General features: G+C 53.8%; 17 protein-coding genes. 7 read left to right on the top strand and 10 right to left on the bottom strand.

Annotated features, from left to right (window positions below):
- Positions 1 to 299: 299 nt before the first annotated feature.
- Positions 300 to 2507: a PhoX family protein gene (locus GEI7105_RS0123870; protein WP_017662923.1), complete on the top strand. Its 2208-nt coding sequence runs from the start codon at positions 300 to 302 to the stop codon at positions 2505 to 2507.
- 119 nt (positions 2508 to 2626) lie between these two features.
- Here GEI7105_RS0123870 and ftsH3 read toward each other — a convergent pair whose 3' ends face one another.
- The 4 genes from ftsH3 to GEI7105_RS0123855 form a co-directional block, all read right to left on the bottom strand.
- On the bottom strand, positions 2627 to 4471 hold the full coding sequence (ftsH3, locus tag GEI7105_RS0123865; RefSeq protein ID WP_026097926.1) for an ATP-dependent zinc metalloprotease FtsH3: 1845 nt from the start codon (positions 4469 to 4471) through the stop codon (positions 2627 to 2629).
- A gap of 503 nt (positions 4472 to 4974) precedes the next feature.
- A complete protein-coding gene (locus tag GEI7105_RS0123860) occupies positions 4975 to 5283 on the bottom strand; it encodes a hypothetical protein (RefSeq protein ID WP_083862544.1) in 309 nt (102 codons plus the stop codon).
- Between the two features lie 303 nt (positions 5284 to 5586).
- Positions 5587 to 5862, bottom strand: coding sequence for a DUF433 domain-containing protein (locus tag GEI7105_RS35405; protein ID WP_083862528.1), 276 nt, complete (start codon positions 5860 to 5862; stop codon positions 5587 to 5589).
- Positions 5863 to 6435: 573 nt separating this feature from the next.
- On the bottom strand, positions 6436 to 7641 hold the full coding sequence (locus tag GEI7105_RS0123855; RefSeq protein ID WP_026097925.1) for a phosphoglycerate kinase: 1206 nt from the start codon (positions 7639 to 7641) through the stop codon (positions 6436 to 6438).
- A 111-nt stretch (positions 7642 to 7752) separates the two neighbouring features.
- On the opposite strand from GEI7105_RS0123855, the gene GEI7105_RS0123850 reads away from it, so the two are divergent.
- Together GEI7105_RS0123850 and ylqF are read left to right on the top strand one after the other, a co-directional pair.
- Positions 7753 to 8157 (top strand): universal stress protein, encoded by a 405-nt coding sequence (locus tag GEI7105_RS0123850; protein ID WP_017662919.1) that lies wholly within the window; start codon positions 7753 to 7755, stop codon positions 8155 to 8157.
- Between the two features lie 168 nt (positions 8158 to 8325).
- Positions 8326 to 9228, top strand: a complete 903-nt coding sequence (ylqF, locus tag GEI7105_RS0123845) for a ribosome biogenesis GTPase YlqF (protein ID WP_017662918.1) — start codon at positions 8326 to 8328, stop codon at positions 9226 to 9228.
- Positions 9229 to 9484: 256 nt separating this feature from the next.
- Here the strand turns inward: ylqF and gghA are convergent, their stop codons facing one another.
- The gene (gene gghA / locus GEI7105_RS0123840; protein WP_017662917.1) at positions 9485 to 11962 is read right to left on the bottom strand and encodes a glucosylglycerol hydrolase; all 2478 of its coding nucleotides are present in this window, start codon (positions 11960 to 11962) and stop codon (positions 9485 to 9487) included.
- Positions 11963 to 12412: 450 nt separating this feature from the next.
- Here gghA and GEI7105_RS0123835 point away from each other — a divergent pair, with 450 nt between their 5' ends.
- The 3 genes from GEI7105_RS0123835 to glpD all read left to right on the top strand — a co-directional run bounded on the left by GEI7105_RS0123835 (position 12413) and on the right by glpD (position 16661).
- The gene (locus tag GEI7105_RS0123835) at positions 12413 to 13147 is read left to right on the top strand and encodes an HAD-IIB family hydrolase (protein ID WP_017662916.1); all 735 of its coding nucleotides are present in this window, start codon (positions 12413 to 12415) and stop codon (positions 13145 to 13147) included.
- A gap of 135 nt (positions 13148 to 13282) precedes the next feature.
- Positions 13283 to 14791 (top strand): glucosylglycerol-phosphate synthase, encoded by a 1509-nt coding sequence (ggpS, locus tag GEI7105_RS0123830; protein WP_017662915.1) that lies wholly within the window; start codon positions 13283 to 13285, stop codon positions 14789 to 14791.
- Positions 14792 to 14957: 166 nt separating this feature from the next.
- Entirely contained in the window at positions 14958 to 16661 is a 1704-nt protein-coding gene (glpD, locus tag GEI7105_RS0123825; RefSeq protein WP_245555492.1) for a glycerol-3-phosphate dehydrogenase, read from the top strand.
- 32 nt (positions 16662 to 16693) lie between these two features.
- On the opposite strand, the gene pcrA is transcribed toward glpD, so the two are convergent.
- Positions 16694 to 19021, bottom strand: a complete 2328-nt coding sequence (gene pcrA, locus GEI7105_RS0123820; protein ID WP_017662913.1) for a DNA helicase PcrA — start codon at positions 19019 to 19021, stop codon at positions 16694 to 16696.
- A 99-nt stretch (positions 19022 to 19120) separates the two neighbouring features.
- Positions 19121 to 20125 (bottom strand): endonuclease/exonuclease/phosphatase family protein, encoded by a 1005-nt coding sequence (locus GEI7105_RS0123815; protein ID WP_017662912.1) that lies wholly within the window; start codon positions 20123 to 20125, stop codon positions 19121 to 19123.
- Between the two features lie 269 nt (positions 20126 to 20394).
- On the opposite strand from GEI7105_RS0123815, the gene GEI7105_RS32200 reads away from it, so the two are divergent.
- Positions 20395 to 20658 (top strand): NfeD family protein, encoded by a 264-nt coding sequence (locus tag GEI7105_RS32200; RefSeq protein WP_017662911.1) that lies wholly within the window; start codon positions 20395 to 20397, stop codon positions 20656 to 20658.
- Here the strand turns inward: GEI7105_RS32200 and GEI7105_RS0123805 are convergent.
- The 3 genes from GEI7105_RS0123805 to GEI7105_RS0123795 form a co-directional block, all read right to left on the bottom strand.
- Positions 20628 to 21242 (bottom strand): SanA/YdcF family protein, encoded by a 615-nt coding sequence (locus tag GEI7105_RS0123805; protein WP_223307437.1) that lies wholly within the window; start codon positions 21240 to 21242, stop codon positions 20628 to 20630. The two genes, GEI7105_RS32200 and GEI7105_RS0123805, sit on opposite strands and share 31 nt — an antisense overlap.
- Positions 21243 to 21258: 16 nt before the next feature.
- Complete coding sequence (locus GEI7105_RS32195) at positions 21259 to 21999, bottom strand: calcium-binding protein (RefSeq protein ID WP_017662909.1); 741 nt, start codon at positions 21997 to 21999, stop codon at positions 21259 to 21261.
- A gap of 153 nt (positions 22000 to 22152) precedes the next feature.
- A complete protein-coding gene (locus GEI7105_RS0123795; protein ID WP_017662908.1) occupies positions 22153 to 22764 on the bottom strand; it encodes a CP12 domain-containing protein in 612 nt (203 codons plus the stop codon).
- Positions 22765 to 22977: the final 213 nt, after the last annotated feature.

The following is a 22977-nucleotide window of genomic DNA, read 5'->3' as shown; positions in this document are numbered from 1 at the left end:
ACAGCAATTTTGCCGAACGCGACAAGCCCTTCCATACCCTAAACTCCCTTTCCCAAGGGGGGCTAAGGGGGGATGTGGTCAAGACCTCTTGAAATTCAACTTATCGAAAATGGATTCCGTATTATTCGCGTGCGATCGGAAATTCTTGCGTTCTTGAGTGGTGTTTTTAAACTGACTTAATCAAAGCAAAATTTAAAATTAACCCGATCTTAAACTTGCTGGCCGATCTAAACTCTAAATCGAACGATCTAACATCGTCTAAAATCTAAAACGACATCGCTCCATCGCACATCATTCCCATGTCCATCAACCGCCGAAACTTTTTGTTCTTCCTCGGAGGAACTGCAGGAACTGTTGCTCTCAGTTCTCTGCAATCTTGCAGCAGCGACACCGCTCAGTCGGTTTTCGACGCGATCGATTCCGGCCAAAACCGCGTTTTTAGTAAGTTTTCCCCCGTTAAAGGGCCGATTCCTTTAAGTCACGACAACCCGTCTAAGAGCGATCGCGCGGGGGACTATAGTACCTACGACGTTCTCGACGATCTCGTTCTTCCCGACGGCTTTCAGTACGACGTTCTTTTCGCCTGGGGCGATCGCCTCGGGGACTCCCGCGTCGGCTACAACAACGACTATCTAAGTTTCGTCGAAACCGGAGAAAACGAAGGCTATCTGACCGTTAACTTCGAGTACATCAGTGCCAAAACTTGGCTCGAAACCTACGAATCCGTTATCGGAACGTCTCTCCCCGTCCGAGACGTTCTCGAGGCGACAGGCGGTAAAATCCTCAACGCCTTCGCCCTCGGCGACAACAACCCCCTAAAAGCCCAAATTCGCCACATTTGCCGAGAAGCCCTAATCGACCAAGGGTTGGGGGTGGTATCTCTGCGTCGAGACGAAAACGGAAAATGGATTCGTAACAACGACGTTGCCGATCGCCGCGTGACGGGAATTTCCGGTTTAGAAGACGATCGCTATCTCAAAAGTACCGGAGCGGCGACGGTGATTTTCCGCAAAACCGACAAACAGGGATACGACGACGGTTTGGGCGATCGCGTTATCGGAACCTTCGCCAACTGTGCCGGAGGAACCACGCCCTGGGGAACCGTCCTCAGTGCTGAAGAAAACTTTCACGCCCAAGTTCCCGAAGCCGTCAACCTCGATGGGTCGTCCGTCGATCCCTCGCAACTGCCCTTTTTCATGACTGAAGACGCCCTCTACGGACAAGGGAACGTCTTCCAACTGGCAGGGAACAAATATGGTTGGATCGTCGAAATCGACCCGGCGAACCCCAACGACTACGGAACCAAACACACCTGGCTGGGACGCTATCGCCACGAAGCCGTCGGCGTGCGGGCAGAAACCGGAAAACCCCTGGCGTTTTATTCCGGGTGCGATCGCCGAGGCGGCCACGTCTACAAATTTATCAGTCGCGATCGCGTCACCAACCCCACCGACAAAGCCAACTCGCAACTCCTCGCCGACGGAATGCTGTACGGGGCGAAATTTAACCCTGACGGAACCGGAATCTGGATTCCGCTGACTCCTGAAACTCCCGTCGATCCCGACTCTCCCAGTCAAATCGTTGGCGGACAGCTCATCTTACATTCACCGTCGAACGGACAATATTTCGCCGCCACCACCGACGCCCAAATCGCCGCCTACAAACGCAGTTACCAAACCCTCGACGACATTTACACCGGAACCCCCGCAGAAAAACAGGGGGCAATTCTCATCGACGCTCACTTTGCCGCCAACGCCGTCGGCGTCACCTGTACCGCTCGCCCGGAAGACACCGAAATCGCCCCAGACGGGTCGTTATATATTAGCTTTACCTCCGGCTCTCCCGATAGCGACGGCGGCCCCGACGCCCGCGTTTTTAAGAGTCCCAACGGCGAAGTGCCTTACGAACCCGGTTGGATTATGCGATTGGAGGAGGACGACAGCGATCCGGCGGCGATGCGTTTTCGCTGGCAGATGGTGGCGATGGGAGGGGAACCCGCAGAGGGCGGATTGGGGTTTGCCAACCCTGATAACTTGCTGGTCGATCGCAGCGGCAACATTTGGATGGTAACAGATATGTCCACCAGCAAGCACAATCGCCCCGTTGCCAGCCGGACGGACGATCTGGGCAACCCGTTACCGTCATCGAAGCTGTTGGGCGTGTATGGCAACAACTCGATTTGGTACGTTCCCACGTCGGGACGCGATGCGGGGAAAGCGTTTTTATTCGGTATCGGGCCGATGGAGTGCGAGACGACGGGGCCGTTTTTCACTCAGGACGAAACCACCTTGTTTTTAGGCATTCAACATCCCGGCGAATCCCACGGAACGCGGCAAAACTACCGCATGGAAACGCGGAAGTTTGTCGTGAAAACTCCCGAGGGCGAGGAAATCGTCCAGATGCGAAACGTACCGATCGGGTCGAACTGGCCGGGGAAACAAGCCAACGAACCGCCGAAACCTGCGGTTGTAGCAATTTACCGAGAAGACGGCGCATCGATCGCCTAGAGTCGAGGGGGGGTTGTCCTGTATCGGCGTGCGATCGAACGAAACGAGGGATCGTCGCGTTGACGTTCCCTCGTTCTAAGTGCGATGTAAATTATTTTGAGAAAAGGCGATCGAGAACTTTAGGCGATCGCAGCCATCTTCACGTCGCTGTTGGCGAGTAGGTCTTGCAGTTCTTCGGCATCGACGGTTTCTTTTTCGACCAACATTTCAGAGAGGCGATCGAGAACCGAGCGATTTTCCGACAACACCTGTTTGGCGCGAGTGTAAGCCTCGTCCACTAACTTGCTCACCTCTTCATCAATGGCGGCGGCAGTTTCTTCAGAGAAGTCCCGTTCGGCGGCGATATCGCGACCGAGGAACATATTCCCTTGCTGGCGACCCAAAGCCACGGGACCGAGGCGTTCGCTCATGCCGAACCGCGTCACCATCTGACGCGCCACGCGAGCCACTTGTTGCAAGTCGTTCGACGCGCCGGTAGTCACTTCTTCTTCACCGAAGATGATTTCTTCGGCGATGCGACCGCCGAGGGCGACTGCCATTTGGTTTTGCAGGTAAGAGCGGGAGTAGAGACCGGAATCCATGCGCTCCTCGCTGGGAGTGAACCAGGTCAAACCGCCAGCAGCACCGCGCGGGATGATGCTGATTTTTTGAACTGGGTCGTAATCGGGCATCAAGGCACCGACGAGGGCGTGTCCGGCTTCGTGATAGGCCACGAGGGTTTTGCGTTTCTCGCTCATGACGCGATCTTTCTTCTCGGGACCGGCGAGGACGCGATCGATCGCGTCGTTCACTTCGTCCATCGAGATTTCGGTCAAGTTGCGACGGGCTGCCAGAATCGCCGCTTCGTTGAGCAGGTTCGACAGGTCAGCCCCTGTAAAGCCAGGAGTCCGACGGGCGATTTTTTCTAAATCTACGTCTTTGGAGAGGGTTTTGCCGCGTGCGTGGACGTTGAGAATTTCCAAGCGTCCGGCGTAGTCGGGGCGATCGACCACGACTTGGCGATCGAAACGACCGGGGCGCATCAACGCAGCGTCGAGAACGTCGGGGCGGTTCGTGGCGGCGATGATGATAATGCCCGTGTTGCCCTCGAAACCGTCCATTTCAGTGAGGAGTTGGTTGAGGGTTTGTTCCCGTTCGTCGTTACCGCCGCCTAAACCCGCACCCCGCTGGCGACCTACGGCGTCGATTTCATCGATAAAGACGATACAGGGAGCGTTTTGTTTAGCTTGCTCGAACAGGTCGCGGACGCGGGAGGCTCCGACACCGACGAACATTTCGACGAATTCAGAACCGGAGATGGAGAAGAACGGAACCCCAGCTTCCCCAGCCACAGCGCGAGCCAGCAGCGTTTTACCGGTTCCCGGCGGTCCGACGAGCAGCACGCCTTTGGGAATTTTCGCACCGACAGCGGTAAAGCGATCGGCGTTTTTCAGGAAGTCCACAACCTCCGTCAGTTCGAGTTTGGCTTGTTCGATGCCTGCCACGTCGCCAAAGGTGACTTGGGTTTGGGGTTCCATTTGAACCCGTGCTTTAGACTTCCCGAAGTTCATGGCTTGGCTACCGGGGCCGGATTGGGCGCGGCGCAGCAAGAAGAACAGTCCCACCAACAGCAAGATCGGGAAGAACAAGCTGCTCAGGGCGCGGAACCAGAAGCCATCGTCGCTTTGAGGCATCACCCGCACGTCCAACCCGTTATCCGTGAGGATATCGATGAGTTCGGGGTCGTTGGGCAGGTTGACGACGACTTTGCCGTTGCCTTGGGGGTCGGTATAAATCGCTTGGGTGCGATCGGAACTCAGGTTGATGGTTCCTTCAATTCTGCCGCTTTCGACCGCGCTGATAAATTCGCTGTATTTCGCGGTTTGTCGGGCTTGGGGCTGCTGGTCGAAGAACGCCGTCGCTAAGGCGATGACGACGATCGCCAACAGTGCGTATAAGCCTGCATTTCTCCACCGTTTGTTCACCGGGGTTCTTCCTCCTCGTTTCTTATGAGCGGTTCTTTTCTCGGTTTTATGAGTGTCAGTGTTAACTTATATTAACCTTCTTGAGGGAATCCTGCAAAAACGCGAGACGATGGTGCGTTTGTGCGATGTGCGTTGAGGTGAGTCGGGCGACCTCCGCCGGGAACGACAACGACTTCGACAACGCCGATTAGGGATAACTCTATTGTGCCAAATCGATCGAATATCGGCGATCGATCCGATCCCGCATCTGAGGGTGAGGTGTTTGAGATGGGTGGTGGTGGGGGTGCGATCGGGCGAGTCCTTTAGGCGAATCGGCAATTTTTAGGGGTTTGGCAAAGACCAAAGTTGTCAGATCGGGGAGTTGTCAAATAATTACAATCCCATGTATGTTTATATCTAAAAATAATACCTATTTAATGTTTTATACAGCGTTCCTCAGTCTAGTGAGGTACAAGTTTATAGCTAAACTCCTTGTGTAGTAAGGTTTATGTGTACTTCACAGGTCAGGGAAACGCTATATAGGAACCTCGAAAAATTGATTCTGGCTCAAACTCAAATGGCTGAAACCCTTGAAATCTCCTTATCAATTCTCGATAGTATAGCCTTTTTCTCAACGCTTCGACTTCGCTCGCTTCGACTTCGCTCGCTTCGACTTCGCTCGCTTCGACTTCGCTCGCTTCGACTTCGCTCGCTTCGACTTCGCTCGCTTCGACTTCGCTCGCTTCGACTTCGCTCGCTTCGACTTCGCTCGCTTCGACTTCGCTCGCTTCGACTTCGCTCAGCGTTGAGTCCGAGCGGAGTCGAGGACTCAATAAGCTTGAATTAATCGAGGTGTCCATATGCAAGGTAACGTCTCGTATTCTAAAGGAAAGAATCCTGGCTCTTCCGACCTTGGGATGCAGGATAAATGCCTGTAGCCTATATCTCGCAAGGGATTTCGAGATTTTAGACCCCTTTTTATACAGTTTAGCGAAAAGTCTTACTCTGTAGGAGTTTCAGCAATTTCTTGCATAGTAACTTCGGAAGAACCTCAATTCCCAACCCCGATCGCTCTGAAGCAACTCGACGGATGCGCGGCTGATTGGAAAGCGATTGCCCTGCACCAAGCGATCGCCCTATGATGCCGATGAGGTAGCAGATACAATGTTGAAAGTGCTACAGGCTTCTAAAGATAGAGATCGTAAGTCAGGATGACTCACCGAAGCAACGAGACGACGATCGCGATCGCCTACAAACTCTAAGCAAGCTCGAATATCAGTTTTCCTCAGCTTTGGAAAATCCTTAAGAATCTCAACAACAGACATTTCAGCAGCGAACCCATCCCAAACCTCGCCAACCGCAATCGAGATCCGGCAAATGCAAGGTTTATCACCCCGTCGATCGGGTTCGATCGCTTCGGCCGTCGTAGGGAGTGTGACGCGGCCAGAAAATAGAACTGAAATCCAGTTAAGGGACTGTTACCGCGTCACGCAGCAGATCCAACAGGAGTTGAAGAGATGAGGAGATTTGAAACACTTCCATCATCGGGTTATCTCCCCATCCGATCGCCTCCTTACCTGTGAACGCTCCGACGATTCACTGCTAAGCAGTAGAATCGTGGCTTCCTTGTCCGGCACTCTCCCCTACGGAGCAGCTACAGTTGTCCAAGATAGGCGGCGCTCTCGCCTACGGTCAGGAACTTTGGCCTTGACCGCACTCCGAGTCGTTTCCGCTCGTGAGTTTAAGTGATTATCGACAATGCCATACCAACTTTTGACCAGCTCCCTACTTTTAACAATCGGGCGATACCGGACTTACAGGTTCAGCTGTACCTTACCGAGCAGGTCTTGTATCTACCCGGTACTCCAGAGTTCTTATTCTGGCGGGTAATAGTGCCGTACTCAGCTAATTCAATAATAGCCCGCCGCTAACTAACGATTCACCTAACGGTAGAATCGTAGGATGCGCGGCGGTTCTGCTCAAACCTACGCGTCGTCGAGAGCTGCAATTCCGGGCAGCACTTTACCTTCAAGGAGTTCGAGACTCGCACCGCCGCCCGTAGAAATGTGGCTCATTTTGTCAGCCACACCGACCTTTTCCACCGCCGCCACAGAATCGCCACCGCCGATAATGGTGGTAGTGCCTTGTCCGGTCAAATCTGCCAGCGTGCGAGCGATCGCTTCGGTACCTTTGGCAAATTTCTCGAATTCAAACACGCCCATCGGTCCGTTCCAAATGACCGACTTGCAGTCTGCTAGGGCGTCTTGGAAGGTTTTCACCGAATCCGGCCCGATGTCGAGACCCATCCAACCGTCGGGAATTGCATCGACCGCTACAGTGCGATCGTTGGCATCGGGGGCAAAATTATCAGCAACAATCACATCCGTCGGTAACAACAGCTCCACACCACGCTCTTTGGCTTTGGCTTCGAGAGCTTTTGCCAGTTCCAGCTTGTCTTCTTCCACCAAAGACTTTCCAACACTCAAACCGCGAGCCTTGAAGAACGTAAAGATCATACCGCCGCCGATGAACAGCTTGTCCACCTTTTCCAACAGCGTTTCGATGACACCGATTTTGCTCGACACTTTCGAGCCGCCAACGATCGCCGCCAAAGGACGCTGGGGGTTTTCAATGGCGTTTTGCAAGAACTCCAGCTCTTTCTCAATGAGATATCCCGCAACGCAAGTATCGATGTGTTGCGTGACCCCTTCCGTCGAAGCGTGGGCTCGGTGAGCCGTTCCGAACGCATCGTTAACATAAACGTCCGCCAGAGACGCCAACTGTTTGGCGAATTCAGGATCGTTTTTCTCTTCTCCAGCGTGGAAACGGACGTTTTCCAGCAGCAGCACGCCGCCGTTGGCCAGTTTGTCCACTTCAGCTTTCACCGCATCACCAACGCAGTCGTCGCATTTAATAACCGGTTTGCCCAACAGTTCCGAGAGACGTTGCGCCACGGGGGTCAAGCGCATATCTTCCTTGACCTGCCCTTTCGGACGCCCCAAGTGGCTCGACAGCAACACTTTCGCACCCTTTTCAGTCAAATCCCGAATCGTTGGGAGGGCGGCGCGAATCCGCGTATCGTCGGTGATTTTGCCCGAATCATCCAAAGGTACGTTGAAATCCGCCCGTACCAAAACCCGTTTACCCGATAAATCCGACGCCGATAAATTTGCTACAGTTTTCTTAGGCACTTTGACCTCCTATATCTACTTATTTTTCTGGTATTTCCACGTACCTGGCGGTCAAGTTGAGACTTCGCGCCGTCACAATTCTACCGGAGACCGGACATTAGAGAGACGACAATGTTTAAGAGCGTACTGTTTCCCATCGACGGCAGTCGCGAATCGCACCACGCTGCCCAAATCGTGGCCGATTTAGCGAAAACCTACAACGCCCGCCTCATTATCCTATCGGTGGTCGAGCCGCCTGCAGAAGGCAGCGAACCCACGCGGATGAACTCTCCCGAACTCATTGCAGAATTACTGAAAAGCGCTCAGGACGTCTTCGCCGAACAGGGTATCGAAGCCGAAGCGATCGAACGAGAAGGCAAACCCGCTTTTACCATTTGCGACGTGGCCGACGAACTCGACGTCGACTTAATCGTAATGGGCAGTCGCGGCACCGGCTTAACGGAAGAAGGCGCTGCCGAAAGCGTCACCAACTTAACCATCAACCTGTCCCCCTGTCCCGTGCTGGTCGTTCCGTAATGGCGATGATGGGATGATGGGATGATGAGATGATGGGATAAGGAGAAATTCTGAGTCGGTGCGTGACAATGTATTGGTCTCAGGTTCGACACCCGGTTTTTCAAGTCACGCACCTTACCCCTGTTCCCTATTCCCTATTCCCTGTTCCCTATTCCCTGTTCCCTGTTCATGATTCAGTGGTATCCCGGTCATATTGCCAAAGCCGAACGGCAACTGCAAGAACAACTCAACCGCGTGGACGTGGTTCTCGAAGTGCGAGACGCGCGAATTCCCCTGGCCACCCATCACCCGCAACTAGCGCAGTGGTTGGGAGAAAAATCGCGGGTTCTCATCCTCAACCGCGTGGATATGATTCCCTCAGAAGTCCGTCAGGCTTGGACGAACTGGTTTTCCGATCGCGGCGAAACGGCCTATTTCACCAACGCCAAGCAGGGAACGGGGGTCGCTCAGGTGGCTAAAGCTGCTGAGGCGGTGGGGGACAAACTCAACGAACGCCGCGTGTCTCGAGGGATGCGCCCTCGTCCGGTTCGGGCTGTGGTTATCGGCTTTCCCAACGTGGGAAAATCGGCGTTGATCAACCGCTTGTTGCGGCGGAAAGTGGTCGAAAGTGCCAGACGTGCGGGAGTGACGCGCCAGTTGCGCTGGATTCGCCTGTCAGAACGGGACGGAAAACGCGGGAAATCTGGGGCGGCGAACCGGGCAAATTTGGAACTTCTCGATTCGCCGGGTATTATTCCGTGGAGGTTGGACAAACAGGCGGACGCGGTGAAGTTGGCGATTTGCGAGGATATCGGTGAGGCTGCTTACGACAACCAACGGATCGCGTCGGCAATGGTGGACGCGATCGCTCGAGTCGAAAGGTTGGGCAACGACATGGTTCCGCAAGACGCCTTGTTGTCTCGCTACGACCTCGATCCCAAAGGCATGACGGGGGAATCTTATTTACATTTGCTGGCCGCCGAACGCTATCAAAACGATGTCGAACGTACCGCCTGTCAGCTTTTAAACGATTTCCGTAAAGGCACCCTCGGGAAAATTCCCCTGGAATTGCCGTTTTCGGAGGAGCCTTGATTAGCAGGGGAGAAGAGGAGAGGGGGAGCAAGGGAGAGGGGGAGAGGGGGAGAGGGGGAGAGGGGGAGAAATTGTCAATTATCATGATTTCCTGTAGAAAAGTCCTGAAACCCTTGCTAGAAAAGATATTGCCCTATTAAAGGGTTGGCCCCAAAATCCCAGATCGGTAAATGGCTGCCGGAGATCCCCGGCATCTCCGAGATGCCGGGGATCTGGCTCGAACCCCAATGCAGATTTTATGTGTTTTGTCAATACCTCACGGTTTGGGGGCGAAACAGAGTAAAACGCCCTCGGAATCTTTTAACTCGAAGCTGTTGAGATCGTCTAAATTGCCATCGCGATCGAGTCCGGGTGAGGCTACGGCCACTTTCCACTGATTGAGGTTAATTCCCAACCATTCGCCGAGGTGAACTTTCATCGGTTCGCCCCCCATGTGGGCAACCATTGCAATGCCTTCGGAGCCGTCGTTGGGGTTGCTGCGGACGCCGTAGAAAATAGTGCGATCGCCCTCGCTGTATTTGTCGAAGCGATCGGTTCCGATAAGGCTCTGTCCCAGCCACGGTCGCCCGTGGCGAAACTCTCGTAACTGTCGGTTGAACGTCGCCCTCACTGCATCGACATTATCTTCGTAATAGGAGACTTTGCAGGCTTCGTAACAGTCCTCCATAAATAACAGAGCGAATTTTTTCAACTGTGCCATATCGAGGGTCTTGAGGAACTGCACCATTTCGGGATGGTTGAGGAGTCGCAGGCGATCGATCCGACAGGAGGTCGTGTCTTCCCCCAAACATTCCTGACAGGCTTCGGCGACCCGTTCGAGGTCGTAATCCATCTCGACCATCGTTTCTTGCAGGGCGTGGCCGAAGTCTCGCAATTGTGGGAGTTGGGTAAATCCGAGAGATTTTAAATGTTGGAACAACTCCGGGCGATCGTAAATTTCTGGCGTCACCTGCCACTCGAGAAATCCCACTTCTTCGGAGACAACTTTCACCCCGTAACGCTCGTCGGTGTTGCGGAAAAACATCCAGGGAGCGTGAGACAGGGCGTTGATAAAATCCATCGGAAGGCCGGGGCTGAATCCGTACACCCACATCGTCGTTGCGGGGTTGTCGTAAGCGTTGCGAAGCACTTCTGAGAGCGTATCGCCTAAATTCCAGTTGATGGGGCGATCGCGCTCGACTTGATTTCCTCGCCGTACTGTGTCGTGGTTGGCGCATCCAGTAATCCAGTTACTCCCGATGTGCATCACTTCCAACACGCGACGCCATTTTGTTTCCCAAAATCCCTTGAGCGTTGGGGTGTTGTGGGCGAAAATCAACGGCCCCCACTGGTAGGATTCGGGCATTTTCTCAATGAGATCCCGATAGGTCGAGGTATCTTCCCATCCTTCGGACGGCCAGGGGCGACCGTCCTCGAAAATGGTAAACATCAACCGTTTGTAGTCGCCGATTTCCTGCACCACATCGCTCATGGCCAGTAAATAGGCATCATCTTGTTCGACGACTCCCGAAAGCGGGTTGAAAAAGCGGAAATCTTGACCGCCATCGACGCGAATGCCGTCGCATCCGGTGTTGAGTTTGCGTCGCTGCATTTCGAGGAAAATCGCCCGAACCGTCGGCAGTTGGTGGTTTAAGTCCTGCCCGTACATATTCGGACCTTTCAGGTATTCCCGGTTGACGAGAAGTTCCGATTGGTTGTCGGCGTGGCCGTAAACCAGGTCGTAAATGACTTGTATCGGTCCGGTGGAAAAGTTATGTAGAGTCGCGATGAAATCTACTACTTCGTCGGGGCGCAAGCTGCCCAACAGGGCGGCGTTGGTGGTACTCGATCCCAACAGCGGCACGTCGTATCCCCAGTCTTGGGTGTTGGGTTTGTTCAGTTCGATGGTCAGTTCGTCCTCTTCTTGGCTGATGAAGACGAAAAATTCACTTTCGGGGCTGTAGTCGGTGCGGAATTCGATCGTCGGTTCGGTGGGAAGCAACTGAACGGCGTCGTAGCCGACGAAGTTCTCTTCGGCGGGAGTGAGGGGGTCGTCGTTGGCGAGTTTGTCGGAAATGCGCTGGTACAGCCGCGTCAGACTTTCGAGGGTTCCCTCTCGGGTGGCCGTTCCTATGTGCAGTTGCAGGATGTTGCGGGGGGCGTGAACGCGGGGAATGGCGATTTCGGGTCTGTGTTGGTCTGTGGTAAAGAAGTCTGGGAGTTGGGAGGCGCTGGTGCGAGCGAAATAGTCGAGGTCGCGGCGATCGCTCTGTAAGCTGTCGATGTCGTAGAGTTCTGCCGGTCCGAAAACGCCGTAAGGAAGTGAGTACGGCACGATGTCGCGAATCGCTTCTAAGATTCCTTGTTGGTCGATGTAGCGCATCCAGTAAAACGACCCGGCGCGATCGCGCGAACCCGGTCGCATTCCCGATAAAACTCCCCAGAAAAATTCCCCCTGTTGTTCGAGGTTCAGGCGGGTTCGATGGAAGCGGACGACTTGTTGACCTTGGCGAAAGTCAATGTCGTCGAGGGGCGTGAGGATTTCGAGATAGATTTCTTTTTTCCGCATGACCTGGGCTGTCAGTTCCGGCGCCCAGAAGCCGATTTCGGTCAACCCGTCTTCCCGGTAGTGAGCGCCGAGTCGCCGCGCTAGCTGTTGGCCTTTCTCAAAATAGGTGGCGTGTGAAGCGTCGATCTCCGCCGCCCACTCGAGCAGGTCTTGGGTTGCTTCTTCTATTAGCTCGATCGAAGGCATAGACGTTGTCTCGACGTTGACCATAGGATTGCGATCTCCGGAATATTTTTACTTGTTATACCTCAAAAAACTGTCAAATCGGTTTTTGGGGTATTTTGTGTGTATAATGTACTAAACAAATACTATCGCACGAAGTCGGGAAACAGCTATCCTGACTCGCTTAACCCCGAATTAACCTTTGCCAAGCGGCGAAGATCGTTTACAATAGGAAACTGTAAAAAATCGGGGATTTATCGAGATTTCGATGAAAAATCTCGTCGATTACAAACCCTTTAGCGCAAGATAAAACGGGTAGGCGATCGAAGAGCGATCGAACCGACCGTCAAAACAAACGACTCATGTTAGACTGCACAGCAGAAACCGTAAAAATACAGAAAAAAGATAGCAGACGAGGACTGTAAAGACCGAAAATCGAGCGATAGAAGGTCAACTGCATCGAGTCAACCGCACATGAATTCCGGGTATTCCCTGATATTAGCTACCGACCTCGACGGAACCTTTCTCGGAGGTTCCGAGGGCGATCGCACCGAATTTTATCAATATCTGCAACACCATCGCGATCGGGTTTTATTGATTTTCGTCACCGGACGAGATCTCGGTCTCGTCAAAGAACTCTACGAGGAACCCGTGTTTCCTCGTCCCGATTACATTATCGGCGACGTCGGCACGAGCGTCACGTGCGGTAAAACCTTCGAGCCGTTGGCAGAGGTTCAAAACTGGATAAGCGATCGCTGGCAAAACGCCAACGATCGCGTCAAAGCCCTACTCAAAGACGAACCGGGGCTGAACCTACAACCGATCGAACCTCAATATCGCGTCTCTTACTACTACGATCCCAACGCCTTTCGAGACAGCACCCTGGACAAACTCGAAAACGCGGGATTCGACGCGATTCTCTCCGCCGATCGCTTCCTCGACGTCATGCCGAAAGGCGTGGCCAAAGGCCCGACTCTGTTGAAAACCCTGGCCGCCCTGGCGGTCGAAACCGACCATACCGTTGTCGCCGGGGACACCCTCAACGATCTCTCTCTGTTCGACACGGGACTCAAAGGCATCGCCGTAGGCAATGCCGAACCCAAACTCGTCGATCGCGTCCAGCAAATGCCCCACGTCTATATCAGCCAGCATCCAGGAGCCTCGGGCATTTGGGACGGTCTGAAATACCACGGTAAGACTTTGGATTAGGAGATGGAGAGAGGGGGAGAGGGGGAGCCAGGGAGAGGGGGAGATTTTCCATCACCTCATCATCCCATCACCGGGCCATCTCAATCTCGTCCCCAAACGATCCTTTCACAGCGTTAACACTAACAAACATCCAACATGAAATCATCTCTCGTTATTCTCTATCACCGCGAACCTTACGACGAAGTCGTCGATGAAAACGGAGTCGTTCACTACCGGGACAAAAAAAGCCCCAACGGTATCGTTCCGACTTTGAAAAGCTTCTTCGACAACGTCAGTCAAGGAACGTGGATTGCTTGGAAGCAGGTTAACGCCAAACAACGAAGCAAGTTCCAAGAGCGAGTCAACATCGAAGGGAGCAACTACAACGTCCGTCGCATTCCCCTCAGTGCCGACCAAGTCAAGCATTTCTACCACATCACCAGTAAAGAAGCCTTCTGGCCGATCCTGCACTCGTTCCCCTATCACTTCACATACGAGTCTTCGGATTGGGAAAACTTCAAAACCATCAACAAAGCCTTCGCCGAAGCCGCTTGCGCCGAAGCCGCTGACGACGCCCTAATTTGGGTTCACGATTACAACCTTTGGCTGGCGCCGAAATACATTCGGGAACTCAAACCCGACGCTCGCATCGCCTTTTTCCACCATACGCCGTTCCCCTCGGTGGATATTTTCAACATTCTGCCCTGGCGGGAAGCGATCGTGGAAAGCTTGCTCTGCTGCGATATCGTCGGCTTCCACATTCCCCGTTACTCCGAGAACTTCGTCAACGTGGCTCGTAGTCTGTTCGAGGTCGATGTCGTCAAGAAAGAAGCGGTTCCCGAACATATTACCGAGTGCGGCACGGCCTTAGCCGAACCGGAAGTGGTAACGCAACTGCGTTACAAAGATCAATTGGTCAATGTCGATGCTTTCCCAGTCGGAACCAACCCGCAACACATTCTCAACACGCTGCAAAAACCGGAAACTCAGCAGCGAGTGAAGGAAATTAAAGAAGAGCTGCACGGTCGTACGTTGGCGATCGCCGCCGGACGAGTCGATTACGTCAAAGGCAACCGCGAACTGCTCGAATGTTACGGACGCCTGCTCGAACGCCGTAGCGACCTGCACGGTAAAATCAGCTTGGTGATGACCTGCGTGCAACCGGCCGCCGGAATGCGGGTCTATCGCACGGCACAGCAGCAAATCGAGCATTTGGCAGGGAAGATTAACGGACGCTTCGCCCGACTCGATTGGATGCCGATTCTGCTGTTTACGCAACCCGTTCCGTTTACGGATTTGATCGCTTATTACAAAGCGGCAGATATTTGTTGGACGACACCGCTGCGAGACGGGTTGAACCTGGTGGCGAAAGAGTACGTGATCGCTCACGAAGGCAAAGACGGCGCGTTGATCCTCTCCGAGTTCGTCGGGGCTGCGGTGGAAATGCCCGAAGCCATTTTGACGAATCCCTATTCGATCGATCGCATGGACGAGGCCGTCGATCGCGCCCTGACGATGTCGGACGAAGAAAAAGCCGAGCGCATGACGAAAATGTACGATACCGTCACGAAATACGACGTGAAGTATTGGGCCGACCGCCTGTTCGAGATTTTCCAACGCATCGAACCCGAAACGGTTGCCGATAAGGAACCTGCCGCAGTCTAACGTCCGCCTTTAAGGACTGCGATCGAGCGTGGGGCGCGACCGGGTTCGCGCTTCACGCTCGCTGTGTTAACGGCTGTTGTCAAGAAGCCCTGGGAAAGAAGGCGACCGATCGGTGCAGTCTCGGAAATTTCGTTAAGTTGAGATAGATATCCACCAAACCGAACCCATGCAAGCAATGCGCGACTATCAAACCATCGAAAGTCAACCTTACGACCTGATCGTTATCGGCGGCGGTATCAACGGGGCAGGTGTCGCACGAGACGCGGCCTTGCGCGGTTTGAAGACGATCGTTATTGAAAAAAACGACTTTGCCAGCGGAACTTCGAGCTGGTCGACGCGACTGGTTCACGGCGGACTTCGGTATTTAGAGTATTTCGAGTTTTCTTTGGTGCGGGAATCGCTGCACGAACGTGAACTGTTGTTGAGAACCGCGCCCCATTTGGTGCGACCGCTGATGTTGACGGTTCCGGTGTACGGGAAGCGATCGCGTCCCTATTGGAAAATTTGGGCGGGGATGATTCTCTACGACATCTTCAGCTTCGATAAAAGTTTGTTACCTCACCGAATGCTGCCGAAAACCAAGTTTCTTCAGCATTTCCGCAGTCTCGACCCGGAAAACCTCAACGGCGGAGCGCAGTATTACGACGCCCAGGCCGTGTATGCCGAACGGCTCTGTTTGGAGAATATCATCGACGCCGATCGCGCTGGGGCGACGGTGTTGAATTACGCAGAGGTGACAGCGTTACACAGAGATGGCGATCGCATCACCCATTTAACGTGCGAAGACAAGCTGACGGGAGACACCTTTGACGTGCGCGGCCACGAGAAAACTGTCGTCATCAACACCTCGGGCCCCTGGGTCGATGCTGTCTGTCAGCTTGGCGTGGAAGACGGCCAGGCCAAACCCATCGGTAACACTCGGAAAATTGGCGGGACGAAAGGCTCTCACATCATCGTCGATCGCTTCCCCGGTGCGCCGGATTCTGCCCTCTACGTCGAAGCCAAAACGGACGGACGCCCCTTCTTTATCGTGCCGTGGCTGGGACAGGTTCTCGTAGGAACGACGGACATTCCTTACGATGGCAATCTCGATCGCATCAAAGCCAACGACGAAGAAATCGACTATCTCCTCAGAGAAACGAACAATATCATCCCCAGCGCCCAACTGACGCGGGACAGCGTCAAATTCACCTATTCTGGCGTGCGTCCGCTGCCGTACGCGGACGGGAAATCCGCCGGAAGCATTACCCGAAAACACATTCTCGTCGATCGCGAGAAAGAAGGCGTGAAAAACCTCATTTCGCTCGTCGGCGGTAAACTCACCACCTATCGCCACGTGGGGCAGGAAATGGTCGATGCGGCCTTTGCGAAAATGGGCAAATCTGCACCCTCCTGTCCGACGCTAACGCGGCCGTTACCGGGGGCGACGTTACCCAGCGACGACGAGGTGGCGGAAACGGTGAAAACCTACCGCGATCGCGTTTCTGTGCAAACGATGTACCATCTCTTCGATGCCTACGGTTCCCAAACGCCGGATATCTTAGTCCGCATCGACGAAAACCCGGAACTCGCCGGTCAGATTACGCCGGAGTTACCGGACATCAAAGCGCAAATCGTCCACGCCGTCGAGGTCGAGTACGCCCATCACCTCATCGATATTTTGCGCCGTCGCACGACGATTTCGATGCACTGCTGTTACGGATTGCAGACGCTCCCGACGGTGACGGAGGTGTTGCAAAAATATTGCGGTTGGAGTCAGGACGATTGCGATCGCCAGGTGGCAGAATACCGAGCGTACATGGAAGACAACTGTATCCCCGATTTCGCTCTCTCGAGCAGTCGGCGAGCGATCGAAGCGGTTTCGGCCTAACCTCGAGTCGGTCTCCAGGCGATCGCGTCGGGTCAATTCAAACGTTCGAGCGGTTCGTGTTTCGGATCGAGGATTTTCTGGCCGCCTTTGGCAAACTTCACCGCCATCGAAATTTTAGGCGCTTTGCCAAACACCAGCGTTACCTCTCCCATGCCGAACTGTTCGTGAACGACGCGATCGCCCACTTTCCAATCTTTCGTCAACAGGGCAGTATTTCCAGCCGATTTCGCCCCCTTAGAGGTTCGGTGTCGCTTGGGTTTTATCGTATTTCCCACTAAAAATTCCGACGGTAACTCGTCTAAAAACTGCGAGGGCAACGCCGTTTGATACGATCCCCACAAACTCCGACTCAACGCGTGGGTAATAAACAGTTGCTCTTGCGCCCGCGTGATCCCCACGTAACACAGTCGTCGTTCTTCCTCCAACGCTCGAGGATCGTTTTTGCTGCGGAAATTCGGAAACAGTCCCTCTTCCATTCCCACCACAAACACCACGGGAAACTCCAAGCCTTTTGCTGAATGTAGCGTCATCAGCGACACCGCCGATTCTCCCTCGTTGAGATTGTCTAAATCCGAGGCGAGAGACGCATTGGCTAAAAACCCCGTTAACGACGCATCTTCGCTATCTTCGGCGTATTGCTGCATGGCGTTGTAAAGTTCCTCGACGTTTTGGCGTCGGCTTTCGGCTTCGTCCGTACCTTGTTGTTTTAAGTCTTCGATATAACCCGACTCGTTGACGATATCTTGAAAAACGTCCGTTGCGTCAGTATTTTCAACGCGTTCTTGTTGCTTTTGAATCAGATCGACGAAGTTTAAAATCGCCTTCGATCGCCGCCCTGCCACCGTTTTTACAGAAGTCTCGTCGCTGAGAATTTCCCACAACGGAACTCCTAATTGTTGGGAGATCGTGTCGATTTTTTCTAGAGTCGTTTTTCCGATGCCCCGTTTGGGCGTATTAATAATGCGTTTGAGACTGACGGTATCGGCAGGATTGACGACGACCCGCAAATAAGCAATCACATCTTTAATTTCTTTGCGATCGTAAAATCGAAGTCCGCCAACGACTTTATAGAGAATATTCGCTTTGACTAAAGCATCTTCAAAACTGCGAGATTGAGCGTTCGTTCGGTAAAGAATGGCAAATTTTCCCCAATCGAGTTCGGGATTTTCGATGTTGAGGTTGCGAATTTGTTGGACGACAAAATCCGCCTCTTCGCGATCGTCGTCAGCGCGGTAGACACAAATCGGTTCCCCCTGTCCCCGCGTCGGACGAAGAATTTTCTCGATGCGTTCGGTATTGCGTTCGATGAGGGTATTGGCAACTTCTAAAATCGTTTCGGTCGAGCGATAGTTTTCCTCGAGTTTCACCATCGTCTGAGTGCGATCGTCCGCTAAGCCGTCGCCGAAATCTTCTTGAAACTCCAACAAAATCGTGAAGTCGGCCATGCGGAAACTGTAAATCGACTGATCGACATCCCCGACGACAAAAACCGATCGATTCTCCCAGCGATCGAACGATCGCGGTTCTGCTCCGTTCGCCACTAGCAACCGAATTAAGTCGTACTGAGTTCGGTTCGTATCTTGATACTCGTCAACGAGAACGTGAGAAAATTTCGAGTGCCAATATCCGAGAACCGATTCGTTTTGGCGAAACAGTTCCACGGGAACGCGGATGAGATCGTCAAAATCGAGGGCGTTGTTTTCGGCGAGTTTATCTTGATAGACCCGGTACACTTCAGAGATCGTGCGTCCGCGATAGTCCGGTTCGTTGCGTTCTAAATCTAACGGCGACCAACCTCGGTTTTTGGCGTTACTGATAGCGTAGCGAACCGTTTTCGGCTTGAATTTTTTATCGTCGAGATTCAGTTGGTGGGTGACAATTTCTTTGACGAGAGATTGGGCGTCGGACTCGTCGAAAATAGAAAAGTTGCGCGTCCATTCGCGACCGTTTTCGTCGCGATATTTGTTAATATCGAAGCGAAGAATTTTCGCACACAAACTATGAAACGTCCCGATCCATAGATGTTTGATGTAGGTGCGCCAAACGTGCGATCGAATGCGAGTTTGTTCGTCGGGAGGTAAGACTTCTAGGGCTTTTCCGTGGCGATCGGCAGCCATCGTCTGGGCGAACAGCGTTTCGATCCGTTCCTTCATTTCCCGCGCCGCTTTGTTGGTGAAGGTGACGGCGAGGATGTTTTCAGGCGAGACTCGATGTTTGAGAATGAGGTTAGCAACGCGATAGGTCAACGCCCGCGTTTTCCCCGAACCGGCGCCGGCCACGACGAGTAACGGTCCGCAGAAGTGTTCGACAGCAGTACGTTGGGACGGGTTGAGTTGACGGATAAAATCGGCGGTTGCCATTGGGTTCGGACTCGGGGTAAAGACAGATCGATCGCGATCGCCGGTGTCGGACGGTCGTTAATATCTCAGTCCGCAGCGATCGCGGGCGACGTTCGTATTTTAGCGCGACGCGCTCACGTGTAAATCGATTAACAAGGGCAGGTGATCGGAGCCGATATCGGGGCCGGTTCGCACGTTCGCCACCCGCAGATCTGGAGTTAACAAACAGTGGTCGATGGGAATTGAAAACAGTCGCGCCAGCGGGAAAGGAAGGGCGTTAAAGTTGTTTCGCGTCGGCCAGCTCGGTAAAATGCCGAATCCCTGACGGGCGTTTTTCAGTCCGGTTCGTCTGACGAGTCGTTTGTAGTAGGGCGACCACATGGTCGTGTTGAAATCTCCGAGAACCAGCGTCGGTTGGGTTAAGGTTTGTACGAATTCGCCGAGGCGATCGAGGTGTTGGTTTCGCAGGTGAAACCGCCAGGCTCGGACTGGGGGTAACGGATGGGTGGCGATAATGGATAACCGTCGGTTTGCCACTTCGAGTTCGCCGACGATGCTGGCGGTTTTGTGGGAGTCGAACTGTTTCAACTGGGGATCGAGCAGCGGACGCTTGCTGTAAACGGCGATACCGCGACTCTCGACGCGATCGGGTCGGAACTGATAGGGCAGAATGTCGCGGAGTCGGTCGAGCTGTTCGGTCCACTGGGCGTTAACTTCGATGAATACGGCGAAGTCGGGATTTTCTTGTCGGACGAAGGACAGCACGCGATCGAAGTTCTGGTTGCGATCGTGGAGGTTGCTGACGAGAACGCGCAAGTCAGCCTCGGGTTGGGGTAAAAGCCGCATGGGAGGCAGATACCACGGTACGACTTGTACGGCCAACACCGCACTACAAAACAGTCCGATCCACAGGGCGATCGGACGGCGACTCAGGACGAGAACGACCACGGCGATCGCGCTGAGCAGGAAGTATTGCACTTGGAAGTGAGAGAGCAGTTCGAGCGAGGGCGACCAACCGTAGCGGGACGCGATCGAGGCCAGAGCGGTGACACCGAGGGTCGTCGCCAAGGCGATCGCTGCGGCGATATCGCGAACGCGCGATTTGGAGAAGTTGAGAAAAGCCATAAGCAACGCAGGTGTCCACAACGAGAAACGGCGATCGAGACGGCTTGAAATTCAAAAATGGAGTTTGGGGGGCGATCGCTCGCGAGTCTAAACGCGAGTCTAAAAATTTATGACAATTTTCGCCTCGTCTCGGAAAAAACCCCTTTTCGATCCCGAGAGATTAGTAGAAACCCACTTAACCCAACCGAAGACCCGCACGACGCCAAATTTAGCCGCAGGGAGCGATCGCCCCCTCGGACATCACGTTAGGCGGAGGAGTTTAACTGCGTATGTCTTACCCGTTTCAATTTTTTGAAGGCTTTGCGATCGTTTCTAAAGCGATCGGTCCGTCCGTACCCGGTCGAGTTCAGTTTAGAGGATCGTGGTGGAAAGCCATCTGTCGCGGAGCCGTGACGTTACCTCCGGGGGCGGTCGTCCGGGTTGTCGGCCGCGAGGACATCACCCTCGTCGTCGAACCCGAGTCTCGCTTGTCCTCGAGCGATTTATCTGGGATCGTGGTTCATCAGTCTTCAGAGGAGGCTTGCGACACCTGAACGATCGCTTTGACGGTGGCGGGAACTTCCCGCAAACTGTAGGACAGCATCGATCCTCGCGTGTAAATTCCCCAGTCGCGAACCCCGAACCCCACCGCCTCGATACCCAAACCGCGAGCGATATACACAGCTCTGGGAAGATGATAGCGTTGCGTGACGAGAACGGCGCGATCGATCCCGAACTGGGTTTTCGCGCGATCGCACGTCTCGTAGGTACTCAACCCCAGGCGATCGAGCCAAATGTCTTCTCTAGGAACCCCGCGAGCCTCGGCGTAACGGCGCATGGCATCGACTTCGTTGTAGTCGGGCGATCGGTTGTCGCCGGACATTAACAGCTTTTCGACCGTGCCGCGTTTGTAGAGTGCGACTCCTGCCAGAACGCGATCGGCTAACATCGGGGTCGGCGTTCCGTCTTCCCACACCCCCGCACCGAAGACGATCGCCACCGGTTGCGGCTCGATATTCTCCAAGTCACCAAACCGATAGGGATAGGTGGCCAAGTTGGCATAACCAAACAGTAAAAAGGGAATCGCGATCGGTAGCAATAAGGCGATCCCTCGAACTGAAGACAGTGCGATCGACACGGCAATAGACGTCCGTTTAAATACTAATAAAGTTTCCGCTTAACTCGGCGGCCGTCGTATTGAGCGTGACCGCTAACATCGGGCCGTTGGCCTCGCGTACGAAGGTCAGTTCTAGAGAACCGTTCCCATCCGGGTCGAGATTCAAGTTGTCAATAGCGGCCTGCAATCGCGGATCGATTAACTGGTCGCCGATGGCAGCCAGAGGCACGCTGAACTCCTGTAACACGAGGTTGGCTTCCGTCAACCCCTCCGTTAACGCAATTTTATCGATCCCCGTCTGAAAATCGATGATGACATCGGCTGGAATTTGTCCGCCGATCTCAGAACGGCTGGGATCGGTACGCGCTACATCCGTTCGCAAGACGAAGACATCGGCACCGTCGCCTCCGTTTAACCCGTTGACGCCGAAATCGCCGATCAGAGTATCGTCACCCACTCCACCGTCGAGAATATCTTCATCTTGACCGCCGAGGAGCAAATCGTTTCCCTCGTCACCAAACACGAGATCCAATCCGATATTTCCCGAGAGAACGTCGTCTCCAACGCCGCCACGAACGGTATCTTCGTCTCGTCCGGCCACGATGAGGTCGTTTCCCTCGTCTCCCGAGAGAATATCCAATCCGGCGTTACCGGCTAACACGTCGTCAGCCAGTCCGCCGCTCACGGTGTCGTCGCCGCCGAGAGCAATAATCGTATCGGCCAGTTCCGTGCCGTTGAGAGCGTTATTATTGGCGTCACCAATTAAAAACTCGTCCATCCTTGAAGTATCCTCTGGTTATCGTTCGTTGCGTCGTCGGCGATGGAAATGAGGAAGTTTCCTCACAGAAGAGGGTAAGGGGGAGAGTCAAGAGGGTGGATGTTTTGACTCTAACCGCTTCGCTCTCCTAACTCCCTTTCCCTCTAACAGACGTTAGTTGTCGTACACCCGAGCTTCAGGAGCGTCGGGATATTCTTCGCAATACTCTTCAAACGCCGTTTTCGTCAAGCGTTCGGCTTTTTGGTGAGCGGCTTCGGCTTGCAGTTCTTCGACGATGTCCCAAGCAGCAGCACACTCTTTCGATCGCGGGCCTTTATCGGCACAAACAGCTCGAGCCTCTTCGATGGCTTGTTGAATTTTGTCTTGAAGCACGACGCTGCGAGGAGAGTCGATAAAGTCCCCTTTTTCTAGAATGTCGGAGACCGAAATCGTGCCGAGCAGTTTATCTTTGATCACCGGTGCGAAGTGAATGCGCGTGTTGGCGAACAGGCGGGCGACGTATTCGATGCAGAGGTCGGGATTGACGACGATGCAAGGTTTGCTCATGATTTCGTATACCCGCATCGATTTCGGATCTTTGCCGAAGGCGACGACTTTATAGGTCACGTCGGTTTCCGTGACGATCCCGTAGGCGTCGTCGTCGCTGCGTCGTTCGACAATGAGCGCTCGCACCTGCTTGTCTTTCATCAACTGCACGGCTTCGGCGACGGTGGCCGATCCGCGCACGGTGACGATGTCAGTTTGTGCGATCTCGATGGCTTTCATAATTGCTGTGTCCCCTAATCAAAAGACCTCAACTAGCGTAGCCCGTTCGGGGGGGTTCGATCGAGCTTTGTGGCAAACTCGATCGCGATCGTCCGTACTCATGGGATCTCCGACGGTCTCGCCGCTCGATTCGTACGGTCATTTTTTTAATAATTATAACAGCCGGGGTCGGAAGGCTATCGTTGTGTCTCGTATCGCGTTACAATAATTTTA

The organism is Baaleninema simplex PCC 7105, assembly GCF_000332355.1.
In the GTDB taxonomy this organism is placed as follows: Bacteria; Cyanobacteriota; Cyanobacteriia; order Cyanobacteriales; family Geitlerinemataceae; genus Baaleninema; species Baaleninema simplex.
The sequence above is the reverse complement of the archived record's forward strand: the minus strand, read 5'-3'. Positions and strand labels throughout refer to the sequence as shown.